The 18,154-nt window shown below is 65.5% G+C and carries 18 protein-coding genes; 6 read left to right on the top strand and 12 right to left on the bottom strand.

What is annotated here, in order from left to right; all coding sequences use genetic code 11:
• Positions 1-16 precede the first annotated feature (16 nt).
• The 6 genes from aac(2')-Ib to H977_RS0102140 all read right to left on the bottom strand — a co-directional run bounded on the left by aac(2')-Ib (position 17) and on the right by H977_RS0102140 (position 5,295).
• The gene (gene aac(2')-Ib / locus H977_RS0102165; RefSeq protein WP_502691124.1) at positions 17-613 is read right to left on the bottom strand and encodes an aminoglycoside N-acetyltransferase AAC(2')-Ib; all 597 of its coding nucleotides are present in this window, start codon (positions 611-613) and stop codon (positions 17-19) included.
• A 167-nt stretch (positions 614-780) separates the two neighbouring features.
• On the bottom strand, positions 781-1,662 hold the full coding sequence (locus H977_RS0102160) for a 5-oxoprolinase/urea amidolyase family protein (protein WP_036474964.1): 882 nt from the start codon (positions 1,660-1,662) through the stop codon (positions 781-783).
• A gap of 68 nt (positions 1,663-1,730) precedes the next feature.
• Positions 1,731-2,402 carry a 5-oxoprolinase subunit B family protein gene (locus H977_RS0102155; RefSeq protein ID WP_029106308.1) on the bottom strand — a complete coding sequence of 224 codons (672 nt, stop codon included), beginning with the start codon at positions 2,400-2,402 and terminating at the stop codon, positions 1,731-1,733.
• A 74-nt stretch (positions 2,403-2,476) separates the two neighbouring features.
• Entirely contained in the window at positions 2,477-3,178 is a 702-nt protein-coding gene (locus tag H977_RS0102150) for a queuosine precursor transporter (RefSeq protein WP_029106307.1), read from the bottom strand.
• A gap of 12 nt (positions 3,179-3,190) precedes the next feature.
• Positions 3,191-4,141, bottom strand: a complete 951-nt coding sequence (locus H977_RS0102145; protein ID WP_029106306.1) for an ABC transporter substrate-binding protein — start codon at positions 4,139-4,141, stop codon at positions 3,191-3,193.
• Between the two features lie 20 nt (positions 4,142-4,161).
• Positions 4,162-5,295, bottom strand: a complete 1,134-nt coding sequence (locus H977_RS0102140; protein ID WP_029106305.1) for a YeiH family protein — start codon at positions 5,293-5,295, stop codon at positions 4,162-4,164.
• A gap of 265 nt (positions 5,296-5,560) precedes the next feature.
• Between H977_RS0102140 and H977_RS34630 the strand changes: the two genes are divergently transcribed.
• Positions 5,561-5,842: a hypothetical protein gene (locus H977_RS34630; RefSeq protein WP_081681575.1), complete on the top strand. Its 282-nt coding sequence runs from the start codon at positions 5,561-5,563 to the stop codon at positions 5,840-5,842.
• Positions 5,843-5,880: 38 nt separating this feature from the next.
• The gene (locus tag H977_RS0102130) at positions 5,881-6,198 is read left to right on the top strand and encodes a heme-binding protein (RefSeq protein WP_029106304.1); all 318 of its coding nucleotides are present in this window, start codon (positions 5,881-5,883) and stop codon (positions 6,196-6,198) included.
• 24 nt (positions 6,199-6,222) lie between these two features.
• Here H977_RS0102130 and H977_RS0102125 read toward each other — a convergent pair whose 3' ends face one another.
• Complete coding sequence (locus tag H977_RS0102125) at positions 6,223-6,825, bottom strand: TetR/AcrR family transcriptional regulator (protein ID WP_029106303.1); 603 nt, start codon at positions 6,823-6,825, stop codon at positions 6,223-6,225.
• 202 nt (positions 6,826-7,027) lie between these two features.
• Between H977_RS0102125 and H977_RS0102120 the strand changes: the two genes are divergently transcribed.
• Positions 7,028-8,587: an amidohydrolase gene (locus H977_RS0102120; protein WP_051288648.1), complete on the top strand. Its 1,560-nt coding sequence runs from the start codon at positions 7,028-7,030 to the stop codon at positions 8,585-8,587.
• A gap of 11 nt (positions 8,588-8,598) precedes the next feature.
• Positions 8,599-9,942, top strand: a complete 1,344-nt coding sequence (locus H977_RS0102115; RefSeq protein WP_029106301.1) for an APC family permease — start codon at positions 8,599-8,601, stop codon at positions 9,940-9,942.
• A gap of 81 nt (positions 9,943-10,023) precedes the next feature.
• Here the strand turns inward: H977_RS0102115 and H977_RS0102110 are convergent, their stop codons facing one another.
• On the bottom strand, positions 10,024-10,443 hold the full coding sequence (locus H977_RS0102110; RefSeq protein WP_029106300.1) for an organic hydroperoxide resistance protein: 420 nt from the start codon (positions 10,441-10,443) through the stop codon (positions 10,024-10,026).
• A 111-nt stretch (positions 10,444-10,554) separates the two neighbouring features.
• On the opposite strand from H977_RS0102110, the gene H977_RS0102105 reads away from it, so the two are divergent.
• Entirely contained in the window at positions 10,555-11,016 is a 462-nt protein-coding gene (locus tag H977_RS0102105) for a MarR family winged helix-turn-helix transcriptional regulator (RefSeq protein ID WP_029106299.1), read from the top strand.
• Here H977_RS0102105 and H977_RS32350 read toward each other — a convergent pair.
• The 3 genes from H977_RS32350 to H977_RS0102090 form a co-directional block, all read right to left on the bottom strand.
• Positions 10,977-13,007 (bottom strand): universal stress protein, encoded by a 2,031-nt coding sequence (locus H977_RS32350; protein WP_036474961.1) that lies wholly within the window; start codon positions 13,005-13,007, stop codon positions 10,977-10,979. The two genes, H977_RS0102105 and H977_RS32350, sit on opposite strands and share 40 nt — an antisense overlap.
• A gap of 325 nt (positions 13,008-13,332) precedes the next feature.
• Positions 13,333-14,358 carry an alcohol dehydrogenase catalytic domain-containing protein gene (locus H977_RS0102095; protein ID WP_029106298.1) on the bottom strand — a complete coding sequence of 342 codons (1,026 nt, stop codon included), beginning with the start codon at positions 14,356-14,358 and terminating at the stop codon, positions 13,333-13,335.
• 2 nt (positions 14,359-14,360) lie between these two features.
• Entirely contained in the window at positions 14,361-16,277 is a 1,917-nt protein-coding gene (locus H977_RS0102090; RefSeq protein WP_029106297.1) for a flavin-containing monooxygenase, read from the bottom strand.
• A gap of 315 nt (positions 16,278-16,592) precedes the next feature.
• Here H977_RS0102090 and H977_RS0102085 point away from each other — a divergent pair, with 315 nt between their 5' ends.
• Complete coding sequence (locus tag H977_RS0102085) at positions 16,593-17,579, top strand: hypothetical protein (protein ID WP_155946466.1); 987 nt, start codon at positions 16,593-16,595, stop codon at positions 17,577-17,579.
• A gap of 198 nt (positions 17,580-17,777) precedes the next feature.
• Here the strand turns inward: H977_RS0102085 and H977_RS0102080 are convergent, their stop codons facing one another.
• Positions 17,778-18,143 (bottom strand): PASTA domain-containing protein, encoded by a 366-nt coding sequence (locus tag H977_RS0102080; RefSeq protein ID WP_155946465.1) that lies wholly within the window; start codon positions 18,141-18,143, stop codon positions 17,778-17,780.
• Between the last annotated feature and the right edge of the window lie 11 nt (positions 18,144-18,154).

Raw genomic sequence — 18,154 nt, 5'->3', positions numbered from 1 at the left:
CTGTGCGTTCTGGTGCCTACCAGACGTCCCCGTCACGCCAGTCACAGGTGATCTCCGCGGCGGTGTCGAGTTCCATGCCGGCAGGCAGGTCGATCGGCAGCACGAACACCGACCCGTCATCGTCGGGGGTGCGGGTCACGCCGGTCGGCTGCAATGCCGAGGTCGGGCCCTGCCAGGGCAGCCAGCCACGGGCGAGATACATCTCGGTGGCCGTGTCGGCTGAGCTCAGCGCGCCGAGTTGGTAGGCGCCGCGCAACACCTGTTCGACAGCGTCCATCACGGCGGTGGCCAGGCCCTGGCCGCGCCAATCCTCGCGGACCGCCACCGCTTCCACGTAGCCGCACCGCAGCGCGGTGTCGCGGTAGATCAGGCGCCGCTGGACGACGGCGGCATGTGCGATCAGGGCACCGTGATGGCAGATGAGCGCGTGCATGCCGCCGAGTGAGTGCTCCCAGTCGGCGTCACTGAAGTCGCCCTCGAACGCCTCGATGACCATGCGCCTGGCGCCCTCGCGGGTCTCGTGATCGAGATCGGAGGTGTGGACCAGACGAGCGGTGTGCAGGATTCCGCCTCGAACGGACGGCGCGCTGACATCCTGGTAGGGCACACCCATGTTCTACCAGCGCCGCGTGCCGGTGTCTCTACGTTGCTTGCCGTCCGGCGTATAGGCCAAACTCCCCTGGGGGCGTGTTCCCCAGGCACCGGTTTCTACACCTGGGTCGTTGATCGCCGGGATCGCAACCCTGATGTAGAAAACGACTACAGGAATGGTCCGGCCAGCTAGCCCTCGAACGGCTTGCGCGGATGCGACCAGTGCAGGCGCACGGTCTGCCCGGGCCGGACCTGGCCGAGCTTGTCGATGTCTTCGTCGGTCACCACGCCGATCACCGGGTAGCCGCCGGTCACGGGGTGGTCGGGGCCGAGGATCACCGGAAAACCGTTGGGCGGTATCTGAATTGCCCCGCGGGTCGCGCCCTCGCTGGGCAGCTGCCGGTCCGGCCGGCGGTATTCCAGGGGCATGCCGACCAGGCGCATGCCAACGCGGTCGCTGTGGGTGGTCACCAGCCAGTTGGTCCGGATGAGCACGTCGGGGTCGACGAACCAGTCGTCGCGCGGGCCGGGAACCACATTGAGTTCCAGCACGTCGTCGCTGATCGAGGCGACCGGGGCCTGGTCCGTTTCGGGTAGGTCGGCGGTGTGTTCACCGACCGGCAGGATGTCGCCGGGCTGCAGGGGCGCCGGCCCGATCGCTGACATCACGTCGTAGCTCCGCGAACCCAGTACCGGTTCGACGGCGATGCCGCCGCGTACCGCCAGATAGCTGCGCAGACCCGAATGCGGTGCACCCAGCGAGATCACTTCGCCGTCGCGAACATGGTGGATACTGTTGGTGCCGAACGGGATTCCGTTGACCGCCGGGTCGGTGTCGGCTCCGGTGACCGCGATGGAGACGTCCCCGCCGACCACCCGGGCAGAGAATCCGCCGAACATCACCTCGATGGTGGCGTGCTCACCCGGGTTGGCCACCAGGCGGTTGGCCAGCGTGTGGGCCCGGCGGTCGGCGGCACCCGAGCGGGTGACGCCCAGATGCGCCATTCCCGGACGGCCGAGATCCTCGACCAGGGCCAGCGGTCCTGTGCGCAGTATTTCGAGTCTCGGCAGGCCGGAGCGCAGTGACCCTGGGTTCGATGCTTTTGGCATGGTCGTCGTCATGGTGTTCTCCTCGCCGACTAGTCGATGGCCCGGAACTGCACCCACGTGCCCGGCGTGAGGAGCGCGGGTGGTTCGCGGTCTACGTCGAAAAGCACCGCGTCGGTGCGCCCGATCAGCTGCCAGCCGCCGGGCGACTGCCGCGGGTAGATGCCGCTGAACTCGCCGGCCAGCGCCACCGCGCCGGGTGGGACGCTGGTGCGGGGCTCGGCCCGGCGCGGCACCTGGAGCCGCGCATCGCCGCCGACGAGGTAGGCGAACCCGGGCGCGAAGCCCATGAAGCCGACCTGCCACGGCGTGCCGGTGTGCGCCGCGACCACCCGGTCCGGGGTCAGCCCGGTCAGGCTCGCGACCTCGTTCAGATCGGCGCCGTCGTAGACCACGTCGATGGTCACGTCGACCGGTCCGACGGGACGGACCGGCGCTGATCCGGGTTGCAGCCGCAAGCTGCCCAGGCGCTGTCGGGTCGGTGCCTGATAGCGGGGGTCGGCCAGCTTGATCAAGATCGTGCGGGACGCCGGCACGATGTCGATCACACCGAGTAGTTGGGCCGCCGTGAGAGTGGCGGTCCACGCCAAAACATCGGCAGTGCTGTCGAACTCGAGCAGCAGAGCCTGATCGCCATAGTCGCGGGCGGTGCCTGGGTTCAGGCTGGGTCCCGCCGCGTCCATCACCTCTGATGTCACACTCATGACCTGAAGCTACCCGTCGGTAGCTAAGAATGCTGCAGCTCTATGAACCTTGCCAGAGGTGCCTTACCGAAGCCTCAAACGGCGGCCTGATACGTGGGCTCGCGGCGCTTGATGGTGGCGATCACGCGGTAGGTGATGGGCAGCATGATCACCTCCACCGCGGTCTTGTACACCCAGCCCAGCGCCGTGTAGGTGACGAAGTCGCCGACGGTGCTGATGCCGATGGCGCTCGCTGCGATGCCGCAGAAGACCAGGGTGTCACCGAGCTGGCCGGCGAAGGTGGATCCGACCAGGCGGGCCCACAGGTGCTTCTCCTTGGTGCGCTCTTTGATGGCCACCACGACCCAGGCATTGATGGTCTGTCCGACGATGAACCCGGCCAGGCCCGCCACGATCAATTGCGTGTAGGCGTGGACGATGTTCTCGAAGTGTTCCTGATTGGTGTAGAAATCGGCCGCGGGAAGATAAATGGTGATCCAGAATGCCAGTGCGGCAAGCGCATTCATCGAGAATCCGAGGAAAATGGCGCGCCGCGCGGCCTTGAAGCCGTACACCTCGGACAGCACGTCGCCGATCACGTAGGTGAGCGGGAAGACGATGAACCCGCCGTCGGTGATGATCGACCAGTCGCCGATGATCGGTCCGAAGGCGACGCCCTTGGTGGCGGTGACGTTGGAGATGATCACCAGAGCTGTGAAGACCGCGACGAGCACCGGATAATAGGCCGAGCCGACGACGGCGGTGCCGCGGTGCTGATGATCCTGGGTGCTTGTCACCCGGTCATCTTGTCAGGTCAGCGCGCGATTGAGCAGCGGCGGGAGCTGGTCGGCCACCACCGGGTAGGACAGTGGCGAGGCGAATGCGATGGCTCCGGCCAGGTCTTTGGGTGTGAAAACGTGCCGATTGCGGGTGGTTGCCTTGAGGCCGGCGATGGCCGGATCCGCGAGCAGGGCATCGCGTTCCTGGTCGCTCTCGGTGGTCCAGATCAGCACGTCGGCGGCGTCGAGCACCGAGGGGATGTCGTCGCGGGGGATCAGTGCCGGTGTCGGCGGCACGGCGAATCCTATCTGGGTGAGAAATTCGGTGCGCCATCCGGTCTGGGTCTGCACGCTGTCACGGAACATGGTGCCGCCCAGCAGCATGGCCTTCTTCCCGGCGAATCGGGGGTTGTTGGTGGCCACCGCCTTGAACCTGTCGTCCACTCCGGCGATCAGGCCCGACATGGCGTCGTTCTGGAACAGCGCCTGGCCGATGAGGGTGGCTTGGTCGCGCCAGGGCTCGAAGAATGCGTCGGCTCCCGACTGCGCGATCGTGGGGGCGATCTCGGAGAGCTTGGCGTAGGTGTCGGCGTCGAGTCCGGCGTTGGTGGCCACGATCAGGTCCGGATTGAGTGCTTTGATCTCGTCGACCTGTATCCCGTCGGCCAGGCCGAGCACGGTGGGCTGGGCGCCCCCCAGTTTCGGTTGCGCCCAGGGCCACACCGCATACGGCTCACCTCCGAACCACTCCGTCGTCGCGACCGGGACCACCCCGAGGGCCAGCAGATCGTCCTGTTCGGTGAATCCTGCACTGACCACCCTTTGCGGCGGTCCCGGGATGTTGGTGTCTCCGAACAGATGGCGGACGGTCACCGAACCGTCTTTGGCGACTTCGCCGGGCTTTTGCGTGCTGCATGCGGCGACCATGGCCATCGCAGCGCTGACCGCGAAAAACCCTCGCCGTGACCAGGTTGTCGGCACTTAGCCAGGGTAACGGCTACCTAGCCGGTGGTGAAGCTCCCGAACAAACCGCCGAACAGCAGGGAGGCCAATCCGAGCGCCACCACGATGTTGACCACGGTGGCCGCGGCGAACAGCACCACGGGCCGCCACCCGGCCTCTTTGAGGCCGCGTAGTGAGAACTCCAGTCCGATCGCCACGAAAGCGAAGATCAGGAACCAGGTCCGGAGGTCGTTCACGGTGGCGATCGCCGCCTTGCCGTCGGCCGCGAACTGCAGATATAGCGTGCCGATGACCGAAGCGGCGATGAAACCGAGAACGAATTTGGGGAACCGGTCCCAGAATTCGCGCAGGGACGGGCGTGCCCGGGCTGGATCGGGGTTGTCGGACTGGCGCTCGACCTTGAGCGCGAAGTACGCGGTGAGGGCGATGGCGACGATGCCGATGAGCGCGTTCTGGGTGGTTTTGACGATCGTGGCGATCTGCAGGGCCTGCTCGCCGGCGATCGTGCCCGCGGCGGCCACGGCCGCAGTGGTGTCGATGTTGCCGCCGATCCAGGCTCCGGCGACTGCGTCGGACAGCCCGAATACATCGGCCAGCCAGGGCAGTAGGAAGATCGAGGGCAGGGCGAACACGATGACGAGCGAGGCGGCGTAGGCCAGTTGCTCTTTCCGTGCCTGCACCGCACCGGCGGCCGCGATGGCCGCGCTCACCCCGCAGATCGAGACGGCGGAGGCGAGCAGCGCCCGCAGTTTGTCGTCGAGGCCGAGTCGTCCGCCCAGCCACCAGGTGAACCCGAAGACGATCGAAATCAGAAGCAGGGCTTGGATGATCGCCGGACCGGCCGCGGTGGCGAGCACCTTGAGATTGATCGACGCGCCGAGAAGGACCAGGCCGGTCTTGATGAAGAACTCGGTGCGGAAACCCTGGGACAGGACATCGCGCAACGCGAGCCTGGCCAGGACCGCGTTGCCGATCAACCCGAGAGCGATTGCGTAGACCGGGAATTCGACCGATTTCGCGATCTTCGCGAACGGAGTTCCGGCGGCCCAGTGCGGAACCTCGGTCTCCAGGAATCGGGTCGCCGCGCCCAGCGCGATCACTACCAGGACACCGGCGACGGCGTAGCCGATCTTCGGTGAACGCTGGTCAGGGCGTTCCTCGGTGCGGGTCATGGGATCACGCTGCCGGGGATGGCACCGACAATCACGAGGATCAACAGAATGAGGCCGACGATCACGGCCAGCCAGTCTTCGTTCACGCGCGTGAGGTTAGGGCGCGCTGTATCTCACGACGAGCCTTGCAATCTCTGCGAATGCAACCGGTTACCAAAGAGGTGCGCCCCGGAATGGCACCGGTTATTGTCGATACCGCATATTCGGCATCCTCGGGAATTATTCTCGGCTCACGGGGACCTACTGAGGAGTGGACATGCGGAGCATGTGGGGGCCGGTGCTACTCGGCGTGGCCGGATTGACCGTACCGATCGCCATCGCCGTTGCACCGCCTGCTGCGGCTGATTGTGTCGACGCCGGCGGTTCTACGGTCTGCGCGCAGGGAAACGTCCGGGGTGGGGGACCGACGCCGCCGAAGGCCGGCCCGTACTACCCGTATTACTGCGCCAACGACTGGTACTGCGCCGGCGGGGGCTTAGAAATCAACATCGACCCCCGCCCGCCCGACAACGGTGGTGGTGGCGGCTGGCGGCCGGGGCGTCCGTGAGCCTCAGCCCAGTTATTCGAGTCGATTTAGGAGCCACGATGTTCACCCGTGTCATTGCCACCGGCGCAATCAGCCTGTCGCTCTTGGCCGTTGGGGCGCCCGTCGCTGCCGCGGACGAGCCGAACTGCACGGCTGCCGATCTGGCCGGTGTGATGGCCGGAGTCCGCGCGGCCACCTCGGCCTACTTGTTCACCCATCCCGACGTGAATGACTTCTTCACCAGCCTCAAGGGGCAGTCGAACGACCAGATGGCCGATTCGGTGCAGGTATACCTTGAGGACAAGCCGCAGATCCGGGCCGAACTGCAGGGCCTCCGGCAACCGGCGACTGATTTCCGTAACCGCTGCGGCGGGTAGCAGCGATTCGCGTCGTGGGCTGGGTCAGGTCCGGACCAGCCCGCGCAGCAGCACGGCCAGTCCGTATTCGAACGCATCGTCGGCGCGGGCCGGCTTGGGCGCGCCGGTGGCCAGCGCGGCGGTCAACTCCGGACCGACCTGGTCTCCGGACTCCCACGGTTTGTCCGGGGCGGTGAGGTCGAGGGCGGACCCCAATACGTAGTTGTCGACCAGGGTGATGGTCCGCAGTGTGTCGGTCGGGTTGTAGCCGGCCCTGCTCAGGGTGACAGCCAGCGCGTTGTACATCGTGAGGGCCTGGCTGCTGCTCACGGCATGGGCAGTGAGCAGGGGAATCAGGCGTGGGTAGCGGGCGAAGCTGCTGCGGTATGAGCGCATGATGTCGGCCAGGATCTCCGCCCACGGCCGGTCGGCGTCGACGTCGGGCAGTTGCACCTCTGACATTGCCCGTTCGCGCAGCAACTCGACGATTTGCTCCCGGCCGGAGACGTGGTTGTACAGCGACGACGGGCTGACCTTGAGCCTGCGTGCCAGTTCAGGGATCGTGAATCCGCCCGTGGTGTTGACGAGATCCATTGCCGCACTGGTGATCCGGTCTAGCGACAGGATCGGCTTCGAGGGTCGCCCCATGTCTCTTTCCCCCTGATTTCATCGCACGGCTTTACAAGCGGTGGTCTGGGTCACACAATAAACGAATTCCATTCGCTTTAGGAGTCACATGACCACGCTCAGTGCGACCGCCCGCGCGCAGCTGCCGTCCGGTGCTGCCTCTGGGCGGCTGCCCGACCAGGCTGCCACGCTCTTCCACGGTGGTGTGATCTGGACGCCGACGATGACCACCGATGCGCTGCTCGTCGCCGATGGGGTGGTGCGTGCGGTGGGTGCCGACGCGCTGGCGTCGGCAGCCGATCGGAAGATCGACCTGAACGGCGGCTTCTTGATGCCTTCGTTCGGTGACGGCCATGCCCACCCGCTCTTCGGAGGTTTGGAAGCGGCGGGCCCCGCGGTACGCCCCTGCCAATCGATCGACGAAATCGTGTCGGCGGTAAAGGAATTCGCCGACTCGGACCCGGACGAGGACTGGATCGTCGGGGCATCCTACGACGGCAGCCTGGCCCCCGACGGATTGTTCGACGCGCGATGGCTGGACGCCGCCGTCCCCGACCGGCCGGTCGTGTTGCGGGCCTGGGACTACCACACCCTGTGGGTGAACTCGGAGGCGTTGCGACGCGCAGGCATCACTGCCGACACACCCGAGCCGGTGCTCGGTGAGATTCCGCGCCGTGAGGACGGCTCACCGCTGGGCACGCTGCGGGAATGGGGGGCCACCGACCTGGTCACCGCGGTCATGCCGGTTCGTGACGAGGCGGTGCGGATCGCCGCGCTGAGCACGGCTGCCGACTACTACCTGGCGCGCGGTGTGACGTGGGTGCAGGACGCGTGGGTCGAGCCGGCTGAACTCGACACCTATCTCGCCTCGGCCCGGGCCGGTGCCCTACGGATGCGGTTCAACCTGGCGTTCTATGCCGATCCGCGCCACTTCGACTCGCAGGTGACGCACTACGCGGCCGCCCGGGACCGGGTGCGGGCGGCGGACTCGCCGCTGCTGACCGCGAACACGGTGAAGTTCTTCGCCGACGGGGTGGTGGAGAACGAGACCGGTGCGCTGCTGGAGCCGTACTGTTCGGGCCTGCATTCGCACGGCATGCAGCTGTGGGAGGGCGACGCGCTGGCCGAGGCCGCCAGGAAAGTCGATGACCTGGGGTTTCAGATCCACATCCACGCCATCGGCGATGCGGCTGTCCGCCAGGCGCTGGACGCCGTCGAATACGTGGCGCGCCACAACGGTCCGCGCGACCGGAGGCCGGTGATCGCGCACGCGCAATTGGTGGACGACGCGGATCTGGGCCGGTTCGCCGAGCTCGGGGTGATTCCCAACATGCAACCGCTGTGGGCGCAGATGGACGCCCTGATGACGGTGCTCACGATCCCGCGGCTGGGTGCGCAACGGGCAGATCGGCAGTACCGGATGCGGACTCTGGAGAACTCGGGCGCCGCGCTGGCGTTCGGCTCGGATTGGCCGGTGTCCTCGGGTGCCCCACTGGACGGGATCGCCGTCGCGGTTTCGCGGTGCACGTCCGAGGGTGAGCCCGCCGGCGGCTGGACTCCCGAAGAAGTACTGCCCATCGAGCCCGCGCTGGCCTCGTACACCGGCGCTGTCGCGTATCAGGCGTTTGCAGAAGCGGATTGGGGTCAGATCGCTCCCGGGGCGAGTGCTGATCTGGTGTGGTTGGACCGCGACCCGCGGTACGTCGATGCTTCGGAGCTTCCCACGGTGCAGGTTCGCGCCACCTATCTACAAGGCACACAGGTCTATTCGGCCGCGGAATGAGAGGAACTGTCATGGCCGATGTGGCTGAGGTTACCGAGGGCCGGCTACGGCGCGCGCTCGGGCTGCCGTCGTTGGTGCTGTTCGGTCTGGTGTACATGGTTCCGCTCACGGTGTTCACCACCTACGGCATCGTCACCCAAACCACCGGCGGCAGACTGTCGGTGGCCTATCTGGTGACATTGGCGGCCATGGTGTTCACCGCGCGTTCCTACGCCCGGATGGCGGTCGCCTACCCCGTCGCCGGCTCGGCATACACCTACACGCAGAAGTCTTTCGGTGCCCCGGCCGGATTCCTCGCCGGCTGGTCGCTTCTCTTGGACTACCTGTTCCTGCCGATGATCAACTATCTGGTGGTCGGCATCTATCTGCACGCCGCCGTACCGGCGATTCCGGCTTGGGTGTTCATCGTGTTGTCCATCGCCGGTGTCACGGCGCTCAACATCGTCGGCATCGTGTCGGTCGCCAGAGCGAACGTCGTCATCATCGCGGTGCAGGCCGTCTTCATCGTGACGTTCCTGGCGTTGGCCTGCTCCAAGGTGTTCAGCGTGGGCACGGTGGACCTGATGGCACCGTTCAACGGTGACGGCAGCGCCACCGGGTTCAGTCCCGTCTTGGCCGGTGCGGCCATCCTGTGCCTGTCGTTCCTGGGTTTCGACGCGGTGTCGACCTTGTCCGAGGAAGCCAAAGACCCCAAACGCGCTGTGCCGCGGGCCATCATGATCGCGACCGTGGTCGCGGGGCTGATCTTCGTGGTGCTGTCCTATCTCGGGCAGCTGGTGTTCCCGTCCAACCAGTTCGGCGACGTCGAGTCCGGATCTTTGGACCTGATGATGACCGCGGGCGGGCAGTTCCTGCAGACCTTCTTCACCGCGGCCTATGTGGCCGGCGCGCTCGGGTCGGCCATCGCATCGCAGGCTTCGGTGGCCCGCATCCTGTACGCGATGGGCCGCGACGGCATTCTGCCGCGCTCGATCTTCGGGTACGTCTCGCCACGGTTCGCCACCCCTGTGTATGCCATTCTCACGGTGTCGGTGGTGTCGTTGCTGGCCACGGTCATCAGCCTGAGCACTCTCGCGTCGGTCATCAGTTTCGGTGCGCTGGTGGCGTTCTCGGTGGTCAACCTATCGGTCATCAAACACTACTTCGTGGACCGACGGGAACGTGACGGCGCTCGGGTGGTCGCCAACCTGGTTCTGCCGTTGATCGGCTTCCTGCTCACCGTGTGGCTGTGGACCAGTTTGTCCGGACTCACGCTGGTCATCGGATTGTGTTGGCTGGCAGTTGGATTCGTGTGGCTGGCTGGGGTCACCCGGGGTTTCCGGCAGCCGACTCCGGTGCTGGACCTCAAGGAATAGTCACGTCCGCCGAGTGGCCACTTGTGACACGCGACTACGCGAAAAGCGTGTGACAAGTGGCCATTCGATGCGGTACTCGGGTCAGGCCACGCTGATGGTGACGTCGATGTTGCCGCGGGTCGCCTTCGAGTAGGGGCACACCTGGTGTGCGTCGTCGGCGATGGCCTGGGCGGTCTCCCGATCGACACCCGGGATGGCCACGTTCAGCCGTGCCCGCAATGAGAACGCCCCGTCGGTGTTGAGCAGGTCCACCTCGGCGTCCACCGCGGTGTCGGCGGGCAGCTTCACGTTGTGCTTGCCCGCGGTCAGGCCCATGGCACTGAGGAAACAGGCTGACCAGCCGGCCGCGAACAACTGCTCAGGGTTGGTGCCGGTGCCCTTGCCGCCCGGCGGGGTGAGCTGGATGTCAAGGTTGCCGTCGGAGCTGTAGGACTCGCCCTGGCGTCCGCCGGTGGTGTGGGTCTGCGCGGTGTAGAGCACGTTGCCGGTATCGGTGGTCATTGCGTTCTCCTTGGTGTGGATGGCCCGATGCGATCGGGTGCGTTATAGATGAACGCCGGGCACTCCAGATTCCATCCCATCCGATTAAATCGGATCCGATACAATGTAGATATGGCACCCAGGTCTCCGCAGCTCTCCGACTTTCTGTGCTTTGCCGTCTATTCGGCCAACCTCGCGTACGGCAAGGCGTACAAGCCGATCCTGGACCGGCACGGCATCACCTATACCCAGTACATCGCGATCGTCGCGCTCTCGGAGCAGGACCATCAAACGGTCGGAAGTCTGGGGGAGAAGCTGTTCCTCGAGTCCAACACCTTGACGCCGATCCTCAAGAAGCTCGAGGCACTCGGGTACCTGACACGGCAGCGTGATCCCAGCGACGAACGTCAGGTGATCGTCAGCCTCACCGACGCCGGCCGTGAACTGCGCACGCAGGCTTTCGAGACGGACCTCGTCGCGGCGACCGGTCTGTCACTGGACGAACTCAAGACCATGCAGCGCGGGGTCTCCACGCTGCGGGACAACCTGCGCGCCTATCTGGAGGCCGCCGACTCTGCGTCCACGGCGGGATAGTTCGAGGTATCCCCGCCCTCAGTGCAGGATGAACGCGCGCTCTCCGGGATGACCAGGACCGGCGTGGTGGAATGTGCCACGACGGCGCCGGCCACACTGCCCTCGAAGTGGCCCAGCAATCCGCTGCGCTGGTGCGGGCCGACCACGATGAGGCTGGCATTCTGCCGGCGAGCGGTCTCGACGATGCCCTTCCAGATGGGTGCTGCTTCGACCGCGAGGCTGCGGGCGTCGAAACCGGCCCGCGTGGCCAGCGACGCCCCGTGAGCAGCTGTCTGCTCGGCGGCCCGCCGCACCTCGGTGGCCTTGTCGGCGTCGAAATGTGTTGTCTGCACTGGGGTGAATCCCACGTCGACGGGTTGCCAGACGCAGACCACCAGGGCGTCGCGGGGCGTGGACAGCTCGGCGGCCGCCTGCTCGATGGCGGATGCGGCACGTGGTGACCCGTCGTAGGCGAACAGGACCGGTCCGGTGGACGCCGCAGCACTGTTATCGGCCCGCTCGACGGGACGGGCGTACTCGACCACCGGCAGCGGCGCAGGTAGCCCGGGCCGGAGCCGTGCGAGCAGAGGCGGCGAATACCAGGCCGGGGATTCTCCATCGAGAAACTGGTCCAAATCGGGCCGTTGGGGTCGCGCGCCGCTGAGTACGTAGACGGCCACCCCGAAGACGGCGCCGCCGACCGAGAGGCCGACCCCGATCCAGAGTGCGTCACCGGCGCCGGCGACCAGGCCGCCCGCGGCGTTGGCCGCGAAATGGGCGAAGATCGGCGCGACCATGAAAGCCGCGACTGCCCGCAGCAGTTCGATGATCGCGAAGACGCGCTGAAGGCTGTTGGACTGCAACGAGAATCCCGCGACGAACAGTGCGGGTGCCACGGTGGCGCCCAATGCCAGACCGGTCAGGGCGGACCCGAGCAGCGCCAGTGGCTGGTTGGCCGGGATGGCGAAGCGGAACACCACGATTCCGGCGGCCAGCAGGGCCATGCCCACCAAGGGCAGATAGTGCATCGCTCGCCTGGAGATGACGAAACCGAACACGAACGCCATCACGATGGCACCGCCGAGTTCGGGCAGGTACAACAGCCCCACTTGCACGGGGCTGTACGTCTCCATGAAGACCTGGGCCGTCAGTGCGGTCGCCGCCACCGAGGCGGCCGCCGCGAACAGGGCGAGGCCCACACCGGCGACCGGGATCGAACTGGTGAGCATCGTGCGGACGGTGAGCAACGGGCGACGCGACCTGAACTGGTAGACGATGAGCACCACGATCAGCGCCAGGCCGCCCAGCATCGGCACGATCGCCACCGGATCGGTGAATGCGTGACTGGTCAGCTGTGCGGCACCGATGAAGGCCGCGGCGCAACCGACCGATGCCAGTCCGATAGCCCGCAGGTCACGCGGCGCATCCAGATCGGCCGGCGGCGCGTCCTCGAATGTCAGGGCCGCCATGATCAGTGCGCCCACAGCCACCATGGCGACGATCCAGAACAGTGGGCGCCACGCCAGCGCCTCAGCCTGGGCTCCGCCGACGAACGGGCCGAGGGCGACGGCGCCGAACACGCACATGTTCATGATCACGGCGGTGTGCCGCAGTTTGTCCCTGGGAAAACCGATGGTCAGAGGTGGTGCGGCCGCGATCAGCAGCATGCTGGTGGCCAGCCCCTGCAGGATGTGGCCGGCAATGAACATCGCCCCGTTGAGCGCTGATGCCGCGAGCACCGAGCCCACCACGAGCACCACCGCGTAACCGAGCAGCATCCTGCGCTGCGGCAGATGCTGGGCGAACTGGACTGCCAGGACCGTACCGACGGCATAGGCCGCGTTACCCAAACCGAAGCCCAGGCTCATCGTCTGGGCAGAAATGTGCAGCTCTTGGGAGATGATCGGCACCAGCGGATCGACCGCTGCTGATAACGCCAGGTAGGGGATCAACGCCAGGGTGACCATGGTGGCCACCGCGGGATACCGACCGGCAAGTGGGCCCTGACGCATCAGCGCCGCCCGGCGAGGGCTGTTCGCGGGGTCTGACACGGTTGGACCGCGCTCGGACAGTCAGCTATCGGGTTCGGTTGGCGCACGTGTCCGTGGAACCATCCGTACTGCACGCTTTATTCCGTTGCCGGCGGAGAAATTCCGAACTGTGAAGCGACTCACGAAAATTTGCATAGAGCAACGATGTGTTGTACGGCGGCGCGATTGCGCTGGGAGCGAGATGCTTTCAGCGAGTCCACAGTGAACTGGCAGCGCACTCAGTGGAAAACTCGCGCGCATTCACGAAACGTGTTGGTAATCGGCGCTTCTGGTAGCTATGGCCGCGCTACGGCTTGAGCTGAACCTTGAGGTGCTCGCCTGAGCGGGAGAACGCCGCGGCGTAGCCCTCGGCGGCGTCGTCCAGCGACAGCGTCGTGGTGAAGATTCCGTCGACGTCGAGGCGGCCGGACTGCAGCAGCGGGACCAACTCCGGCCAGGTTTGCTGCACCGGGGCGGTGGTCAGCCGGATGGTCAGGCTGCGCAGGAGGCAGGCCAGTGCGGGCATCGGGTACGGCTGCAGATCGTGCACGCCGACGATGGACACCGTGCCACCGGCGCGGACCGCGTCGATGGCGTCGTTGATGGAGGCGTCCATGCCCACCGCGTCGATGACGGAGTCCACCCCGAGTCCGCCGGTGGCCTCCCGGATCGCCTGCGCGGAGGGCGGGGCGAACGTGATCGCGCCCGAAGCCGCCGCGCGCTCGCGTCTGGCCTCGACCGGGTCGACGGCGAAAACCTTTGCCGCACCGAGGGTGAGGGCACTGCGCAGCGCGCACATGCCGACCGCGCCCAAGCCGACCACCGCGACCGAACCGCCGATCGGGATGTCGGCGCGTTTGGCCGCCGCCCAGCCCGTCGCCAGGTTGTCGGTGAGCAGCAGAGCCTGCTCGGTGGTGATGCCCTCCGGCATCTTCAGCAGCTGGAAGTCGGCGGCCGGTACCGCGAGAAGTTCTGCCTGGGCGCCGCCGAGAAACCCGGTACCGAAGATCTGGGGTCCCTGCACACAGCGGATCGGGTCGTGGGTCGCGCAGCCGGCACAGTGCCCGCACCCGGCGACCGACGACACCAGCACCCGGTCGCCGACGGCGAAACCCGTGACCTCAGACCCGATTTCGATGACCGTGCCCACGGCCTCATGTCCGACGGACACGGGTTCGGCGATCGGGTAGTGGCCCTCGAGGAAGTGCAGGTCCGATCCGCAGATCGACGCGGCCTCGACCTTGACGATGGCGCCGTCGGGCCCCGGCAGGACCGGGTCCGGCCGGGATTCGACGCTGACCTGTCCGGAGGGTTCCACGACGACTGCGCGCATACTCACGCCTCCTGCACTGTGAAGTCTGACCAGATGGGTTCGTTGATGGCAGAGCGATATTCGCTCAACCGCCACGGGCTGACGGTGTGAATCTCACCGTCTGCGTTCTTGAAGTACGAGTGTTTGATCGACGGCTGCGCCCACACGGTTTGGCGGATCGCCTCCTGCGATCGGCGGTGCCAATCCTTCGTCGGTTCGGGCAGCGGCTCCATGGCCCGCAGGCCCTCGGTGATCAGATGCTCCAGGCATTTGTTGATGTAGCGCATCTGCAGTTCGGAGTTGAGGATGAGGCTGCCGCCGTGCGCCAGATGGGTGCCCGGGCCGTAGGTCATGAAGAAGTTGGGGAAGCCGGGCACAGTGATGCCGCGGTAGGCGTAGGGGCGCTGCCCCCAGGCGTCGCGAAGGTCGACGCCGTCACGGCCGGTGATGGTCATCGGGAACAGTACGTCGGTGGCCCGAAAACCGGTGGCGTACACGATGATATCGGCCTCGTATGTCTCGCCCTCGGTCGTGACGATCCCGCTCGGGGTGATGCGTTCGATCGGGGTGCGGATCAGGTCCACGTTGTCGCGTTTGAGGGTGCTCAGCCAGCTGCCGTTGTCCTGCAGCGTGCGCTTTCCGGTGGCCGGATAGTCGGGCAGGACCTTGGCGAGCAGGTCGGGGTTGTCGCCGACCTGGGTGGTGATCCAGTCGGTGAACATGATGCGGGCAATGGCATTGATCTCGCTGACCGCGTTGCCCTGATCGTCATAGTCCGGGTCCGCCCGCGCGGCGTCCAGGCCCTTGTCGGCTCCGGGCCACAGCAGCAGAAAGCGGTACCAGCGTCCGTAGTACGGAAGATGTTCCATCGCCCAGCGCACCCCGTCGGCGACGCGCTCGTGGTACATCGGGTTGGGGAACATCCACTGCGCCGTGCGCTGGAAAACGGTGAGGTGCTCGACCTTGTCGGCGATGGCCGGGGCGATCTGGAAACCGCTGGCACCGGCACCAATCAGGGCGACTCGCTTGCCAGTGACGTCGACGTCGTGGTTCCACGCCGCGGAGTGAAAGGCTGGTCCCGCAAAGGTTTCCGCGCCAGGGAAGTCGGGGATCTGAGGCCGGTTAAGCTGCCCGACGGCGGTGATGACGGCGTTGGCTTTGAGGGTCTCGGTTCCCGCCGCCGAGCGCACCGTGGCGTTCCATAGTTCACCGTCCCACGCCGCGGAGACCACCTCGGTGTTCCACCGGATGTGGGGTTCGAGGTTGTGGCGGTCCACCACGTCGCGGAAGTACTGACGCAACTCGGGCTGCTCGGCGAAGAAGTGGTCCCAGTGATTGCTGGGTTCGAAGCTGTAACAGTAGAAGTGGTTGGCGACATCGACGCGGGCGCCGGGATAGCTGTTCTCCCACCAGGTTCCGCCCGGGCCGGCGTTCTTCTCCACAATCGTGAAGTCGATGTCGGCCTGCTTGAGGCGAACCCCGGCCAGTACGCCCGACTCACCGCAACCGATCACGACGACGCGAAAACTGTCGGTGTCCTCCAGCGTGGTGGGCCTGCGCGGGTCCACGCCCTCGAGATCGAGCTCCTCGAGCATCAACGGCAGGTTGTCGTCGTCGACGGATTCGCAGGCCGCCCAGTCCAGCATCTCCCGGATCAGGTCGGCGGGTAGCGGGTCGGGGACCGGGCAGCCGCGGTCGCGGTAGTCGGCGATCACCGGCAGCGCGACCTCACGGACCCGCGCCTTGTCCTCCTCGCTCATGAAGCCCTGGACCTCGTTGAGGAACAGTCCGGCCTGTTTGAACTCGCGGATGTAGCGCGGGTCGCCGGTGATGTGCACGAGCGAGAGCAGCAGGGTGGGGATGCTGACCTGCTCCAATGCCGCCGCGATGTCGGCATCGGAGGTGGTGAACGGCTGGCCGACGTGGAAACTCCGGGTCACGCGGCGTTACGCTACTGGCCGTAGCGTTATGTGACAAGAGGTGTTGGCGGGGGTTGTTGGTTCTCAATCTGCGCCGCAACTTCTCATCTGGAATTTCGCAACTGTGCAATTTGCGACGTGAGTGCATCCGAACAACGGCGCCTCGACCATGAACACGACGAGGAATTCGACGAGCCCAGATGACCTCTGCGCAGGTCCAGTGATGACGGACTCGACCGAACTAGCTGCGGGCCGGGCCGCTGGTCAACTACTGTTCTTCGCAGTATGTCGGGCTGCCAATCCGGCTGCTCGAGTTCGGGGCGAAGCGGGGTCGCAATGGCAAGCAGCGAATCGTCATCCGAAAACACCAACCAAGTCGAGTCGGCGTTCGATCGACTCGAATCAGGCAGAGCAGGCTTGGTCGAGGCACTCACGAAGTACGGCACCGACGGCCCACAACTGACCAAGGCGACGTTAGAGCGCGTCCAGAAGCTAAACCAAGAGAAAGTGAGCAAAGCGCGCACTGATGCCGCCAGCGCCCTCAAGTACGAACTCGACCACTTTGACGAGCAGTGGGGGCCAGTCGCACGAAGCACCGGGAAGTTGCTCCTGGCTATGGAGTACGCCCTACTGGGCCTAGCAGAGCAGATAAGAAATACGGTGAAAGCTGAGGTTGAGGGCCCGAACAGCCCGGTCAACGTGCTCATCGAAGCGGTCCTGGCGATCGGGGCAGAGCTCGAAGGCCTAGGCGGCGCCACAACTGCACACGCGGACGCCGTCATTGATGCCGCCCTCGCACGAGGGCTTGAAGCCAAAAAGGTTATGGACGAGGGAAAACAGCGCCGCGATATCCTCATGACGAGCGCCCTTGTCGCCACCGAGGAAGTAGCCGAGACCGCACGAGAAGCCGCGAACCTCCTCATAGTCCGGCTGAACCTACTCGTGGCGTTCCTGTTCATTAGCGACACGACACTAAAGGAAGCCGACGCAAAGCCCGGTTGGATCAAAACAATCGGGAAATCGGCAGTCAACGAAATAGCCTTGAAGGCAACAGAAGAACTCCTCAAGGCCGTCGTTCCGGGTGTGAGCATCGCAATGTCAATCCTCTCGATAGGCAAAGACGTTCGCGAAAAGCGCGAGAAGATTCGCCAGCAGCGCGAACTTGTCGAACAGAAAGCAAGAGACTACACCGCACCAAATGCGACAGACGACATGTCGAACTTGGCGACGAACTTCGAGGAACAATATAAGCGAATCGCCGAATTCCTCGAGCTCATCGCCGTTTTCGCCGAGAAGCTACAGGCGGGACCGTCTGCTGCCTGAACGTTTTTGCCAGAATGGATGAGAAGAACCTACTTGCCAACTCGATGATAATCCCGCAAAACCCGAGGTAGTGGAGCTGCGGTTTGCCTCGCAGTTTGAGAAGTGACAGGGGGATTCGGTCGCAATTCTGGATGGCAACTGGATATGGCCCTATTGGTGCGCATAGTCCGGCCGAAGACAGTGCGCCAGTCTCCATCCCTACGGGCCGGGCCGGTCAATCGCTTTAACCGTGCCCCACTGCAGGGTGATAGGCGCGTCGCGGCCTACTCGCTCCCCGCCGCCCGGGTCCTGGACAATAATGCGGCCCCGGTCTTTTGGCTCCACTTCGATGTCTGGCCCTTTGTCTATCACTCCGGTCCACCCCGCGGTCTGCAGCTCCTTATAGGCATCTTCCCAATACAGTCCGACCAAGTTGGGAAGGACGATCTCTTCAGGCGATTCCTCCTTAGAACCGCAAGACGGCACGCAAAGCATCACCAGCACCAGTCCCACCAGCATCGTGACGTTCACCCATTGACTGGCCGTGACCGGTCGTTCCCGAAGTACCTTCAACACCGCTCGCATCGAACCCACCA

It is taken from the genome of Mycobacterium sp. URHD0025 (genome assembly GCF_000426065.1).
Lineage (GTDB): Bacteria > Actinomycetota > Actinomycetes > Mycobacteriales > Mycobacteriaceae > Mycobacterium.
The sequence above is the reverse complement of the archived record's forward strand: the minus strand, read 5'-3'. Positions and strand labels throughout refer to the sequence as shown.

Coding starts and splice junctions, on each gene's coding strand:
- H977_RS0102140 (WP_029106305.1), bottom strand. CDS start 5,295: ATGACCCGCACCGAGGAACGCCCTGACCAGCGTTCACCGAAGATCGGC.
- H977_RS34630 (WP_081681575.1), top strand. CDS start 5,561: ATGTGGGGGCCGGTGCTACTCGGCGTGGCCGGATTGACCGTACCGATC.
- H977_RS0102120 (WP_051288648.1), top strand. CDS start 7,028: ATGACCACCGATGCGCTGCTCGTCGCCGATGGGGTGGTGCGTGCGGTG.
- H977_RS0102125 (WP_029106303.1), bottom strand. CDS start 6,825: ATGGGGCGACCCTCGAAGCCGATCCTGTCGCTAGACCGGATCACCAGT.
- H977_RS0102110 (WP_029106300.1), bottom strand. CDS start 10,443: ATGACCACCGATACCGGCAACGTGCTCTACACCGCGCAGACCCACACC.
- H977_RS0102085 (WP_155946466.1), top strand. CDS start 16,593: ATGGCAAGCAGCGAATCGTCATCCGAAAACACCAACCAAGTCGAGTCG.
- H977_RS0102155 (WP_029106308.1), bottom strand. CDS start 2,402: ATGAGTGTGACATCAGAGGTGATGGACGCGGCGGGACCCAGCCTGAAC.
- H977_RS0102130 (WP_029106304.1), top strand. CDS start 5,881: ATGTTCACCCGTGTCATTGCCACCGGCGCAATCAGCCTGTCGCTCTTG.
- H977_RS0102115 (WP_029106301.1), top strand. CDS start 8,599: ATGGCCGATGTGGCTGAGGTTACCGAGGGCCGGCTACGGCGCGCGCTC.
- H977_RS32350 (WP_036474961.1), bottom strand. CDS start 13,007: ATGCGTCAGGGCCCACTTGCCGGTCGGTATCCCGCGGTGGCCACCATG.
- H977_RS0102105 (WP_029106299.1), top strand. CDS start 10,555: ATGGCACCCAGGTCTCCGCAGCTCTCCGACTTTCTGTGCTTTGCCGTC.
- H977_RS0102080 (WP_155946465.1), bottom strand. CDS start 18,143: ATGCGAGCGGTGTTGAAGGTACTTCGGGAACGACCGGTCACGGCCAGT.
- H977_RS0102095 (WP_029106298.1), bottom strand. CDS start 14,358: ATGCGCGCAGTCGTCGTGGAACCCTCCGGACAGGTCAGCGTCGAATCC.